Origin of the sequence: Rodentibacter trehalosifermentans, from assembly GCF_002000545.1 — a bacterium.
GTDB classification, from domain to species: domain Bacteria; phylum Pseudomonadota; class Gammaproteobacteria; order Enterobacterales; family Pasteurellaceae; genus Rodentibacter; species Rodentibacter trehalosifermentans.
The window spans coordinates 155,570-168,557 of sequence record NZ_MLHL01000015.1 but is presented as its reverse complement, the minus strand read 5'-3'; the positions used below and the strand labels follow the sequence as shown (position 1 = coordinate 168,557).

The following is a 12,988-nucleotide window of genomic DNA, read 5'->3' as shown; positions in this document are numbered from 1 at the left end:
GGATGTCACGATATGGTAAAGACAATATCGTTAATTTTTATCAGGCGTAATACGTTTTGATTTCTCTTGCTGCTGAGTTTCTAAAGCATCCCGTGCGGCTCGAATACTTTTTTCAATTAATGGGATACGTTCATCATCTTTGGGCATTAAACGCAGCATCATCGCCCAAGTGACCGCCGCCATTTTGTAATCCTCCGTTTCAAAATAACGAAATGCGAGCAAACTTAGGGCTTCAATATTGCTGTGATCCTGACGAATGACCTCACGCAATAAATCCCCTCCTTTAAGCTTATCCGTGGCATCCTCGGAAAACATTAACACCCGAGCATAACCTAATTTATATTGTACATTTTCCGGATCAAGCTGATTGGCTTTCTGATAGCTATCAAAGGCTAAACGGGCATTGCCCAAATTCATTCCGATTTGTCCCAACAACCACCATTTTTTCGCATCAGTTGGATTTTTTTGTAAATCAATACGAAGCGCGGTAGAAAATTGTTGCATTTCTTCATCAGAAAGGGGATGGGTATTTTCTTCTTTTATACGATCATAAAAATAAGGTAATTTTTCATAGGTTTGCGTGAGCATAGATTCCGCTTGCCAAGCGCCCACCATAAAATAACTTGTCCCGGCAATAATTCCGATTGTTAAAAGACCGCATGCAAACCAAACTTTGCCGTAAGCCTTCTCCTCTTGTTGGCTTTTTTCTTCTTGCTGAGGCACATCATCCAATAAATTTTTTTGTAATTCTTGTTTGAGTACCCCCACATTTTCCACCAATCCCTGTGCATTATCTTGCTCAATTTCTTGCAAACGTGAAAAATATAACGCTTTGTTCAACTCATCACGATTTTGTTCGTCTTTCCCTTTAAATTGGCGTAACAAGGGATAAAAACAAATCAATGCTACAACCAATGTCAGTAGGATGAAACTGAATAATAAATTCATCTAGTTATCCTTTTGTTTTAATAATTCGGCCAAACGGGTATGCTCTTCTTCCGTTAACTCATGGTTAGCTCCTTGTACAGATTGAGGTTTCGCTTTGCGTTTTAGCAAGAAAAAAAGACCAAACAACAGGGAAAGCAAAGGTGCAATCCATAAAATCAAGGTGCTTTTTGTAATGGGCGGATCATAGGTGACAAAATGCCCATAACGCGCCACCATATAATCCACAATTTCTTCTTTTGATTTTCCCTCTTTGAGTAAATCAAATACTTTTGTCCGCATATCCACCGCAATAGCGGCATTGGAGTCGGCAATGTTATTATTCTGACATTGAGGGCAACGTAGCGATTGGGTAAGTTGATGGTAATCGCTTTCTTGTGCCGTTGAATTAAAACTTAAGGTATCAATCGCTGAAAATGCGACGGTCGTGGAGAAAAGTGCGGTCAAAAATAACAATGTTTTTTGAACCTTGCCTCTGACAACGGCGGTGAAGCGATAAACCATCATTTCACTTATTCTGCTAAAAAAAAGCCCCCATTTTTTCATTATTTTTGCTCCGAGAGTTTGTCATAAATTGGCTTTAAGGTTTCCCTCCACACTTTTTCATTCACATCGCCGGCTAAGCGGTAATGAATCACACCTTTTCCGTCAATAATAAAGGTTTCCGGTGCGCCATATACCCCCAAATCTAAGCCAAAAGATCCTTTTTCATCTTTCAATACCACCTGATAAGGGTTACCTAGCTCTTTTAGCCATTTTATCGCTTTAAGGGAATCATCTTTATAATTCAAACCGATAATCGTCACGCCTTGTTGGGCGAGTTGATTTAAAAATTGATGCTCGGCATAACAAGTCGGACACCAAGTCGCCCATACATTTAACAACAAGGGTTTTCCCTGTTGGAACAATGCGTTATCGTAAGTTTTGTTGTCAAAAAGATCCGTAAGCGCCTTCTCCGGAACCGGTTTTCCAACTAAAGCCGATTCTAAGGCTTTAATATCCTCACCTTGTGCATTACGATTCAATTGCACTAAAAAAGCCACTGCCACAATCAAAAAGAGAACAAGAGGAATAAATAATTTCTTTTTCATTTTCTACCGCACTTTAAATACAGGGTATAGAGAGCCATACCGGATATTATTTTTTGAGTAATAAGCCAAGGCGATAACGGCGGTCAAACATACATAATAATCCGCCTAATGCCATAAATAACCCACCTATCCAAATCCAACGGATAAAAGGCTTATAATATAAACGCAGCGCCCAAGAACTATCATCTAATTTTTCACCTAACGCTACATAAAGATCCCTTGTTAAACCGCCATTAATGGCCGCCTCTGTCATAGACATTCGGCTTACCGTATAAAAGCGTTTTTCAGCAAACAAGGTGCCTTCCGGTTTACCGTCTTTTGTTATGTCAATTTGTGCTTTTCCCCCAATATAATTTGGGCCATTGGCATCACTTACCCCGACAAATTTGAAATCATAACGCCCAATTTGAGCACTATCCCCTACGGTCATACGCACATCACGTTCTATACTGAAATTTTGGCTAAAGGCAATGCCCCATACCGTCATCGCCACCCCTAAATGCGCGAATACCATTCCCCAATGAGAACGGGAAAGTTTACGAATACCAACAAAAAAATGTTCTCGATAGGTTGCACGTTGTTGCAATTCATAGAGGGCAAGTAATAGGATAATGACCGTCATCATCGTCCCCAATACCGCACTGACGGTTATCTTATCTTGTAGCAAATAAGGCAAAGCAAAGCCTGCTATCATCATCACAATCAGGCTAATAAAAACAGGGGTGCGAATGGCTGAAAATTGATCTCGACGCCATTTCACTAAAGGCCCAATACCAAGCAAAAGGGCAAATGGTGTCATTATCACCAAAAACATTTGATCAAAAAACGGTGCCCCAATGGAAATTGTCCCTAAGCCGAGTTGCTTATGCACAAGGGGTAATAATGTTCCTAAAAAGACGACGCAAAGTGCGGTCATTAAAAGGATATTATTTAATAACAACATGGTTTCACGAGAATATCGTTCGGCATTATCACGAGAGCGAATTTGATTACCTTTATACGCATAAAGGGTAAGGGACCCCCCTATCACTACCACCAAATAAGCTAAAATATAAAGCCCACGGGTCGGGTCCGAGGCAAAAGCGTGAACGGAGACCAAAATTCCCGAACGCACTAAAAATGTACCAAGCAAACAAAGGGAAAAAGCCAAAATCGCAAGTAATACCGTCCAAGCTTTAAAGGCCCCTCGTTTTTCAGTCACCGCAAGAGAGTGAATTAATGCCGTGCCGGCAAGCCAAGGCATAAAGGAAGAATTTTCAACGGGGTCCCAAAACCACCAGCCCCCCCAGCCAAGCTCGTAATACGCCCACCAAGAACCCAATACAATCCCAAGGGTTAAAAATACCCAAGCAGCCATTGTCCAAGGCCGTGACCAGCGTGCCCAAGCAGAATCAAGTTTACCCGTCATCAGTGAAGCAATTGCAAAAGCAAAGGCAACCGAAAAGCCCACATAGCCCATATAAAGCAAAGGAGGGTGAAAAATTAACCCAATATCCTGTAACATTGGATTTAATTCTTTTCCATCCACCGGAAAATCAGGAAAGGTGCGGGTAAAAGGATTGGAGGTGAATAAGACAAACAACACAAAGCCTACGCTGATGATCCCCATAATTCCTAATACTCGGGCTAGGGCTTCTTGTGGCAAATGTTTGCTTAATAATGCAACCGCTGTTGACCAAAGGGTAAGCAGCCAAATCCAAAGTAATAATGAGCCTTCGTGCGAACCCCAAACGGCAGAAAGTCGATAATAAATAGGTAACGTACTATTAGAATTATTCACCACATATTGCACCGTAAAATCATTGACGGCAAATAAGTAAAATAATGCGACAAAAGCAATTGTGAGCGTGGCAAATAACCCGTAAGTCATTGGGCGAGCCAATGCCATTAACCGTACATTGCCAACTTCCGCCCCCCACAAAGGGAAAATTGCCAACATTAACGACACCCCAAGGCTTAGAGCAAGGGCATAATTTCCGATTTCAGCAATCATTTCCCGCCTTCTTGTTTTTCTTGATGATCACGAGCACTTTCGCCTTTTAGATCAGAGGCATTAACCCCCATTGGCTGATGCACTTTTTGCATTTTTTCACCCAATTCAGGGGGCACATAGTTTTCATCATGTTTGGCTAACACTTCCGTTGCAGTTAATACGGTAGGTTCAGTCAATACGCCTTGTGCCACAATACCTTGCCCTTCACGAAATAAATCCGGCAAAATACCTTCATATTCCACCGTAATCGCCGGGCCAATATCATTTAAATCAAAGCGGACTTTTAGGCTTTTCGGATCACGTTCCACCGTTCCTTCCACGACCATCCCGCCCACTCGGATACGTTGCCCGACCTCCGGCTTTTGATTTGGATTATTTTCTTTGCCTTGCAGCACTTCGGAAGGGGTATAAAACAAATCAATATTTTGGCGTAATGCATACAACATTAAACCACTGGCAATGGCGATGCCAACTACCACAAAAGTAATGATTTTAAGTCGAGATTTACGTCTTGGGTTCATAATAGCTTTCCTTTATTGACTTGTTTTAAACGTGCCTCACGCAGTGCTTCACGTTGAACATTTCGTAATACGCTTTTTCGTTGTTTTATACTTTGTATGATTAACGCCACAATAGCGATAAAACTGATTCCATAAGAGAGCCACACATAAAAACCGTAGCCGCCCATATTGAAAAAATCACTCCAAGTTTGAAAAAACATTGCTATTCCTGCCTCTTTTTATCATCGCTTTTCAATTCCACATGTACAACGCCATAAGCCTGCACATCATATTTTTTCCGCTAACGCTTTGACCCAAGGACGTTTTGCCTCTTCTTTGAGTAATTCCACCCGATAACGAACCAGAGTTAGCCAAATGTATAAGGTTAAAAAGCCAAAGATACACAAAATCAGCGGAATTAACATCGGGGTCGCAATAGAAGGTTTTTCAAATTTCGTTATACTTGCCCCTTGATGAAGCGTATTCCACCATTCCACCGAAAAATGGATAATCGGCAAAATCACCACGGTAGTGATACACAAAATCCCCGAAGCCTTTGCCCCAATCGCCCGATCGGAAAAAGCGGAATAAAGGGCAAGAATACCAAGATAGAGGAAAAATAAAATCAGCTCGGCGGTTAAACGGGCATCCCATACCCACCAAGTTCCCCACATAGGTTTCCCCCAAATTGCCCCGGTTACAAGGGCAAGGAAAGTAAACAATGCGCCAATCGGTGCCATTGCAATCATCGCTAAATGTGCTTGTTTGATTTGCCACACCAAGGCCACAACCGCCGCCAGTGCCATAGAACCATAAACGCCCATAGACCAAATGGCAGTAGGAACATGCACATACATAATACGAAAACTATTGCCTTGTTGATAATCTGCCGGTGCATAAGCCAGCCCCCAAACGAGACCAACCACCAACAAGAGAAAACTTAACACTGCAAATATCGGGCTCAATTTTCCGCAAAGGTGATATTGTGTTTCCGCTTTCGCATAGGGATGTAACCACTTCCACATAAAAAAATCCTTCAAAAAAAAAGAGAAAAAACGACCGCTCTTTGAGCTAATTATCTAAACTAATCCGTAATGCCGCAACCACAGCAAAAGGCGATAGGGTGATCGCCCCTGTCATCATTGCACCCAAAATCGCCAATTGTCCGCCGTAAGGCACGTTTAATCCCGCCGCCTCTAACACCGAAGAGGCAAAAATAAGTACCGGAATAAATAAAGGCACAACAATTAAACTTAGCAATACCCCACCTTTACGCAACCCCACTGTCAGCGCCACACCAATCGCCCCAATACAACTCAGCACGGGCGTACCGAGAAGCAGTGTCAGCACCAATGCCCACCAAAGATGAACCTCAAGAGAAAGTAATAATGCGGCAATGGGGGAAAGCAAAATAAGAGGCAAACCGGTTAAAAGCCAATGGGATAACACTTTGGCTAGGGCGGTTAAGACCGGCGGTTGTGTTGTCAGCATTAATTGTTCAAGCGAACCGTCAATGAAATCATCACGAAATAGACGTTCGAAAGAAAGGAGTGCAGAAAGCAAGGCGGCAACCCAAGCAATGCCCGGTGCAATACGGGAAAGTAATACGGGATCCGGCCCTATCACAAGGGGAAATAAGGTAATCACAATTAAAAAAAACCAAAGCGGATTTAAAATCTCCGCTCGCTTACGCATGGCAATTTGTAATTCACGCTTTACGATTTCCCAAAAAATCATCCGTTTATTCCGCTTTATAGTTGGCTAAATTGAGTTTTTTCAAATGGTAGCTCGGCACATCTTGATGGCTGGTTAATAAGACAATACCACCTTGTTGGGTATGCTCATCAAAAAGTGCGGTCAAAATTTCCACACCTTTTTTATCAATCGCCGTGAACGGCTCATCCAAAATCCAGAGGGCAGTTCGGGAAAGCCATAAACGGGCTAAAGCAATACGTCGCTGTTGACCGGCAGAAAGTTGTGCCGCAGGTAAATCCTCACGACCAACTAATCCCACTTTTTCTAGCACCGCCCAAAGCGCTTCCTCACCGGTGGTTGCCTGACTAATACGTTGATAAAATTGTAAATTTTCCCAAGCGGTTAATTCAGGTTTTACGCCGGAAAGATGCCCTAAGTAGAGCAAATGCTGGTGATACATTTCCCGTTGTTTGGTGATGGGCTCACCATCCCAATACACCTCCCCCTCCAAGGGTTGCGCAAGCCCGGCTAAAATTCTTAATAAACTGGTTTTCCCAATGCCGTTATGCCCTTCCACTTGAACAAAATCACCGCTTTTAAACTCTTGCAATAACGCACGGAAAAGCATCCTCTCACCACGCCGGCAAGCGAGATTTTTTATGGATAAGCTATGGGCATCAAACATAAGAAAAAACCACCAAATAAAATTGCCGATATTCTATCATAAGGTAAACATTTGACGAGATTCCTAACAGACGAAAACGCTAACTCTTTAGACGTAGATCATAGGTTTTATTGATTTAAAACAAGATTTATCAAAAAGGACAATTTCACTAAAAGAAAACATTTAATGATCTAAATCAAATTTTCTGCTACTATTCGAGCAATTTTGGGTAAGGGTTTTATCACCCCAACCAAAATGATTAAAATCACCACTTTATTTTATAGAAGGAACGAATTATGGCTTACACCTTACCTGAATTAGGCTACGCTTATAACGCATTAGAACCGCATTTCGATGCACAAACCATGGAAATCCACCACAGCAAACACCACCAAGCTTATGTCAATAATGCGAATGCTGCATTAGAAGGCTTAGGCGCTGAATTTGTTGAAATGTGCCCGGGTCAATTAATTGCTCGTCTTGATAAACTTCCGGCTGAAAAACGTGGCGTATTACGCAATAATGCCGGTGGTCACGCAAACCATAGCCTCTTTTGGAAATCCTTGAAAAAAGGCACGACCTTACAGGGTGCATTAAAAGAGGCAATCATTCGTGATTTTGGCTCTGTTGAAGCTTTCCAAGCGGAATTTGAAAAAGCAGCGGCGACCCGTTTTGGTTCAGGCTGGGCATGGTTGGTGTTAACCGCTGAGGGTAAATTAGCCGTTGTTTCAACAGCAAACCAAGACAACCCATTAATGGGTAAAGAGGTGGCAGGTTGTGAAGGCTTCCCACTATTAGGTTTAGATGTTTGGGAACACGCCTATTACCTAAAATTCCAAAACCGCCGTCCGGATTACATTAAAGAATTTTGGAATGTCGTGAACTGGGATTATGTGGCAGAACGTTTTGAAAAAAAGACGGATTGCCAGTGTGCAAAATAACAAGATAGCAGAACAAAAGTGCGGTCAAATTTGACCGCATTTTTACAGCCAACGCCTCACCTTCGCTTGATATTGACGATAAGCCTCACCAAACTTTCTTTCCAAATAAATTTCTTCCCGAGCAATTTGAAAACGATTCATTAACAAAATAAAAGCCACCACGCCACTCCAAGCCAAGAAATGCCCTAAATACAATGCCCAAGCCATTAAGAGCAGTAACAAACTCAAATACATTGGGTTACGGCTTACCCTAAAAATACCGGAGGTCACCAAATGGGTGCTTTTATCCAATCGCTGAGGATCAATGGTGGTTTTATGCTGATGAAATTGCCAAAGGCTGAGCATCCCAATACAAGCAGACAATAAAATGAAGCCACTAATAAGATAAGGAAATGTGGGATATTGTCCCATTGAGGGTAACAAATACATTACTACACCAACAAAAAAGCAAAGCAGTGGTGGAGGAAGTGGAAAGAGGGATCGCATATAAAATAAAACGCTCTTACGAGCGTTTCCGATTAAAGATTATTCAGCTTCATTTGTGCAGCCTGTTGTTCCAATGGGCTACCCAATTGAAGTGCTTGTTCAAAACTGATTTTAGCGACCTGACTATCCCCTTTTGCAAGCTGAATATCGCCGGTTAAAAGCGCTTTTCGTGCAGCAAAACTGCTACTTTTTACTTGATTAAGATTGGATAATGCCGAGTCTAACTGCCCTAATTGAAATTGCACCGCACTTAAACGCAATGCGGCAAGTGATGTGAGAATATCGTCTTGAGATTGTGCTAAGGCCTGTTTTAATGCGACTTCGGCAGAGGCGAAATCTTGTTTCTCAACGGCATTTTTTGCTTCATCAAATAAAGTAAAGACGGCATAGCTGGTTTTACTGTTCGCTTGAACAAAATCCGTTAATTTTGCTTTTTGCGTAGCAGGATCTTGTTCAACAGCGTAAACCAACGCCTCATAGCCTGCTGAAGCCTCAACAATTTGATTAGCTTGATGAGATTGCCAATAACGCCAGCCCAACACGCCACCTACACCTAAAATAAAAGCCACAATAATGCTTTTACCATTTTCTTTCCACCATTCCTTTAACTGGTTAATCTCTTGTTCTTCTTCAATGGAATACGCCATATTCTTTTCCTTTATCAACTAAAATTGAGATTGAATATAATCAATGACTTTTTCGATATCAAGGGTTTGCTGTTCAACACCACCCTGTAAATGTTTCACGACCACTTGGTTATTAAGCATTTCGCTTTCACCAATCACCAAGGCTAAGGTTGCACCGGATTTATCCGCACGTCGGAATTGTTTTTTAAAGTTTCCGCCTGAGCAGTGCAACATTGTGCCTAACTGTGGTAATGCCGAACGAATTTTTTCAGCAAGTTGGAACGCGCTCAAAGCCGTACCTTCCCCTTGATAAACAAGGTAAATATCCACCGCATTTTTCACTGGAATGGAGGCATTGACTTCTTGGACAAGCAAGACCAAACGTTCTAACCCCATTGCAAACCCAACACCCGGGGCGGCATGTCCGCCAAGTTGTTCGACCAAACCGTCATAGCGACCGCCTCCGCACACCGTACCTTGTGCACCTAATGCAGAGGTTACCCATTCAAATACGGTTTTATTATAGTAATCTAACCCACGCACCAGTTTCGGGTTAATCTCATACGCAATACCGACAGAATCCAGCAAAGCACACAATTGAGCAAAATGCTCACGGCTCTCGTCATCTAAATAATCAAGCAATTTCGGCGCATCATCTAATACTTGTTGTAATGCTTGATTTTTCGTATCCAAAATACGAAGCGGATTTTTGATTAAGCGTTCCTTTTCTTCTTCACTCATTAATGCTTGGTGTTGTTCCAAGAAAGCGACCAAGGCAGAACGATAATTAGCTCTCGCTTCTAATGAACCAATGGAGTTAAGTTGAAGAGAAACATGTTGATCGATGCCTAATTTCTTCCAAAGACGGGCGGTTAGAATAATTAATTCCGCATCAATTTCCGGATTGGCAATGCCAAAAACTTCCACGCCAGCTTGATGAAATTGACGATAACGCCCTTTTTGCGGACGCTCATGGCGGAACATCGGCCCCATATACCATAAACGTTGTTCATTATTATAGATCCAGCCGTGCTCAATCGCTGCACGCACACAGCCTGCTGTGCCTTCCGGGCGTAAAGTAAGTTGCTCATCATTATCCCAAAACGTGTACATTTCTTTTGAGACCACATCGGTTACTTCACCAATAGCACGAGCAAATAATGGGGTGCTTTCTACAATCGGCATACGCACTTCCGAATAGCCATAGCTATTTAATACTTCACGCACCTGCGTTTCTACCCATTGCCATAATGGCGATTCTGTTGGAGAACAATCGTTCATTCCACGAATTGCTTGAATTGTTTTTGCCACGAGTTTTCCTTAAATAATACGATTTTTCGGGTCCTGTAATGCGACTTTCGCTCGGATTTTTGCTTCTAATTGATTAATAATATCTTCGTTATCAAAGCGCTCTTTTTGGCGCTCGCCATCCACATAGTAACCACTTTTTTTGTTACCACCGGTCACCCCAAGATCAGACACTAATGCCTCACCCGGCCCATTGACCACACAACCGATAATGGACACGTCCATTGGGGTGATAATATCCTCAAGGCGTTGTTCCAAGGCATTGACCGTACCAATCACATCAAATTCTTGGCGGGAACAGGTTGGGCAAGCAATGAAATTAATGCCACGGGAACGAATTCGTAAGGATTTGAGAATATCAAACCCCACTTTAATTTCTTCTACGGGATCTGCCGCAAGGGACACTCTCAGCGTATCGCCAATGCCCTCAGCCAGTAGCATACCTAAACCAATCGCTGATTTCACCGCACCGGCTCTCACCCCACCGGCCTCGGTAATCCCTAAATGCAGAGGCTGTTTAATGGCCTTTGCCAGTAAACGATAGGCCTCTACAGCTAAAAAAACATCGGAGGCTTTCACGCTCACTTTAAATTGATTAAAGTTAAGACGATCTAAAATTTCAACATGACGTAATGCCGATTCCAACAAGGCTTCTGGTGTAGGTTCACCGTATTTCTCTTGCAGATCTCTTTCTAAAGAACCGGCATTCACACCGATACGGATAGGAATATTTTTATCACGGGCACAATCAACAACGGCACGAATACGATCCTCACGCCCAATATTACCGGGATTAATCCGTAAGCAATCTACCCCATATTCCGCCACTTTTAAGGCAATACGATAATCAAAATGAATATCTGCCACCAGAGGCACATCCACTTGTTGTTTAATCATCTTAAAGGCTTCTGCGGCCTCCATTGTTGGCACAGAAACCCGTACAATATCTGCCCCCACACGCTCGAGGGACTTAATTTGCGCCACCGTTGCCTCCACATCAGTGGTGCGTGTATTGGTCATAGACTGCACAGCAATAGGCGCATCACCACCAATTGGGACATTGCCTACATAAATTTTGGTCGATTCACGACGCTTAATTGTCGGTTGAAAAGCAGACATGATTATTCCTTAGGTTGTGAAAGTTTGAATTTTGCCACACGTCCATCTACTTTTAATGGATAATTTTCACCTTTGTAGGTAATGCGTACATTGGCAGGAGCCCCCACAATTAAAGAAAATTCATTACCGTCAAAGGTGAGCACTTCACCTTCTTTATATTCTTTTTGGACAAGGACTTTACGATTTTGATCTTTCACACTCAACCAGCTACTATTTTTTAGCACTTCCACAATCAAATCACCTTGTACGCTAGGAGATGCCGGAGAAATAGTTGGATTTTCAACCGCACTTTGTGTATCAGGAATCGCCACTTCATTCTCGGCAGAAGTCATGGATTTAGGTAAAGGAGGATCATTTTGCTGAGCCGGAAACAACAATGCCGTGTTGGTTGAGCCCATATTAGTTGCTTCTGAAGGGATACCACTATTAGAAATAATCTCAACCGAACTTGCTGATGGTATCTCGGGTAGATTAGATTGAGTTGTTGAAATTTCCACAGGTTGAGCCACATTGGTTGTCGATTCAGTAGCTTCAGTATTTGAAACATAATTTTGCACCAGCGTATCACGTTCTTCATTCGATTGCTGATAACTCTGCCACCACCATAATCCCGTCATACTTAATGCGATGAGAAGCACTAATGCGGTTAAATAACCCACCCAACGGCTATGAGAAGCATACTGATTCACAGAGCGGGTAGCCCGTGCATTTTTATCTAAATCATTTTTTTCATCTTCACCAAAAGAAAGATCAGACCAAAGGCTTTCAGGTAAACGCAAAAATTTTCCATAACTACGCACATACCCTCTCATAAAAGTCGCTGGAACATTCTTTTGAATAAATTCATTATTTTCAATTTGCATCAATATTGCCGGACGCAAAGTAATTTCCTTGGAAACATCTTCAAGAGAAAGGTTTAACGCTTCACGGGCTTGGCGAAATCGCGCCCCCAAAGAAACGAATTGTTCAGCTTGCATTTCCGTTTTTTCAGCTTGTGTATTCATAAATTTATTCGTTTTTGAAACATAATCAAAAGCTGAATTTTAAAGTCGAAAGCGCAATTTGGCAATGTTTTATTTGATCAGATCCAGTTTTTCCGCCCGCACCGTATCCAGCTGTCGCAACCTATCCAACGCTTGTTGGTAAATAGACATTTGATTGGAAGCCTTTGCACAAAGTGCCATATTTTCATAGGTATCGGCTTGGCGATAATAATGGGGTGAATGCAAGGCACGTTCAAATTCTTCATAAGCTTGTTGAAATTCGCCTTGAGCACATAAAAACGTACCAAAATTATTATGGGTATCCCCTTGTTTATCATCTAATTTTATCGCTTGAAGATAAGCTTTTCGAGCAGCCTCCACTTCCCCTTGTAATTGGTAAAAATGTGCCATGGCAGAATACACCAAGTAATAATTGGGATCATGGGTTAAGGCTTTATCCAGGTTTTGTTTAGCGAGAGGAAAATTATTCTGCTGTAAATAACCTAGTGCCAACTCAACACGGGCTTTTGCGGCCTGTTGCTGATTAAAATTGGAAGAAAGCGGATGAGAAACACAAGCCGAAAAAACAAGAGGAAAAATGACCGCACTTAGGATCGGTATAGACAAAAATTTCATT

Annotated in this window: 16 protein-coding genes; 1 reads left to right on the top strand and 15 read right to left on the bottom strand. The window is 42.2% G+C overall.

What is annotated here, in order from left to right; all coding sequences use genetic code 11:
• Positions 1–30: 30 nt before the first annotated feature.
• The 9 genes from ccmI to ccmA all read right to left on the bottom strand — a co-directional run bounded on the left by ccmI (position 31) and on the right by ccmA (position 6,909).
• The gene (gene ccmI, locus BKK52_RS03720) at positions 31–948 is read right to left on the bottom strand and encodes a c-type cytochrome biogenesis protein CcmI (protein WP_077419860.1); all 918 of its coding nucleotides are present in this window, start codon (positions 946–948) and stop codon (positions 31–33) included.
• Complete coding sequence (locus BKK52_RS03715) at positions 949–1,449, bottom strand: cytochrome c-type biogenesis protein (protein ID WP_122983409.1); 501 nt, start codon at positions 1,447–1,449, stop codon at positions 949–951.
• 41 nt (positions 1,450–1,490) lie between these two features.
• Positions 1,491–2,036, bottom strand: a complete 546-nt coding sequence (locus tag BKK52_RS03710) for a DsbE family thiol:disulfide interchange protein (RefSeq protein ID WP_077477948.1) — start codon at positions 2,034–2,036, stop codon at positions 1,491–1,493.
• A gap of 46 nt (positions 2,037–2,082) precedes the next feature.
• Positions 2,083–4,029, bottom strand: coding sequence for a heme lyase CcmF/NrfE family subunit (locus BKK52_RS03705; protein WP_077477946.1), 1,947 nt, complete (start codon positions 4,027–4,029; stop codon positions 2,083–2,085).
• Complete coding sequence (gene ccmE / locus BKK52_RS03700) at positions 4,026–4,550, bottom strand: cytochrome c maturation protein CcmE (RefSeq protein ID WP_077419856.1); 525 nt, start codon at positions 4,548–4,550, stop codon at positions 4,026–4,028. Before ccmE ends, BKK52_RS03705 begins: the two co-directional genes overlap by 4 nt.
• Positions 4,547–4,750: a heme exporter protein CcmD gene (gene ccmD / locus BKK52_RS03695; RefSeq protein WP_077419855.1), complete on the bottom strand. Its 204-nt coding sequence runs from the start codon at positions 4,748–4,750 to the stop codon at positions 4,547–4,549. The genes ccmE and ccmD overlap by 4 nt, the downstream gene beginning before the upstream one ends.
• A 66-nt stretch (positions 4,751–4,816) precedes the next feature.
• On the bottom strand, positions 4,817–5,554 hold the full coding sequence (locus BKK52_RS03690; protein WP_077477944.1) for a heme ABC transporter permease: 738 nt from the start codon (positions 5,552–5,554) through the stop codon (positions 4,817–4,819).
• A gap of 46 nt (positions 5,555–5,600) precedes the next feature.
• Positions 5,601–6,266: a heme exporter protein CcmB gene (gene ccmB / locus BKK52_RS03685; RefSeq protein WP_077419853.1), complete on the bottom strand. Its 666-nt coding sequence runs from the start codon at positions 6,264–6,266 to the stop codon at positions 5,601–5,603.
• Positions 6,267–6,270: 4 nt separating this feature from the next.
• Entirely contained in the window at positions 6,271–6,909 is a 639-nt protein-coding gene (gene ccmA, locus BKK52_RS03680; protein ID WP_077419852.1) for a cytochrome c biogenesis heme-transporting ATPase CcmA, read from the bottom strand.
• 275 nt (positions 6,910–7,184) lie between these two features.
• Between ccmA and sodA the strand changes: the two genes are divergently transcribed.
• Positions 7,185–7,829 (top strand): superoxide dismutase [Mn], encoded by a 645-nt coding sequence (gene sodA, locus BKK52_RS03675; RefSeq protein ID WP_077419851.1) that lies wholly within the window; start codon positions 7,185–7,187, stop codon positions 7,827–7,829.
• 42 nt (positions 7,830–7,871) lie between these two features.
• Here the strand turns inward: sodA and BKK52_RS03670 are convergent, their stop codons facing one another.
• The 6 genes from BKK52_RS03670 to pilW form a co-directional block, all read right to left on the bottom strand.
• Entirely contained in the window at positions 7,872–8,258 is a 387-nt protein-coding gene (locus tag BKK52_RS03670; RefSeq protein ID WP_077414831.1) for a methyltransferase family protein, read from the bottom strand.
• 89 nt (positions 8,259–8,347) lie between these two features.
• A complete protein-coding gene (locus BKK52_RS03665; protein ID WP_077477943.1) occupies positions 8,348–8,962 on the bottom strand; it encodes a YfgM family protein in 615 nt (204 codons plus the stop codon).
• Positions 8,963–8,980: 18 nt separating this feature from the next.
• The gene (gene hisS / locus BKK52_RS03660) at positions 8,981–10,252 is read right to left on the bottom strand and encodes a histidine--tRNA ligase (protein ID WP_077477941.1); all 1,272 of its coding nucleotides are present in this window, start codon (positions 10,250–10,252) and stop codon (positions 8,981–8,983) included.
• A 9-nt stretch (positions 10,253–10,261) separates the two neighbouring features.
• The gene (gene ispG / locus BKK52_RS03655; RefSeq protein WP_077414837.1) at positions 10,262–11,368 is read right to left on the bottom strand and encodes a flavodoxin-dependent (E)-4-hydroxy-3-methylbut-2-enyl-diphosphate synthase; all 1,107 of its coding nucleotides are present in this window, start codon (positions 11,366–11,368) and stop codon (positions 10,262–10,264) included.
• 2 nt (positions 11,369–11,370) lie between these two features.
• Positions 11,371–12,372 (bottom strand): RodZ domain-containing protein, encoded by a 1,002-nt coding sequence (locus BKK52_RS03650; protein WP_077477939.1) that lies wholly within the window; start codon positions 12,370–12,372, stop codon positions 11,371–11,373.
• Positions 12,373–12,441: 69 nt separating this feature from the next.
• Positions 12,442–12,987 carry a type IV pilus biogenesis/stability protein PilW gene (gene pilW, locus BKK52_RS03645; protein ID WP_077477937.1) on the bottom strand — a complete coding sequence of 182 codons (546 nt, stop codon included), beginning with the start codon at positions 12,985–12,987 and terminating at the stop codon, positions 12,442–12,444.
• Between the last annotated feature and the right edge of the window lies 1 nt (position 12,988).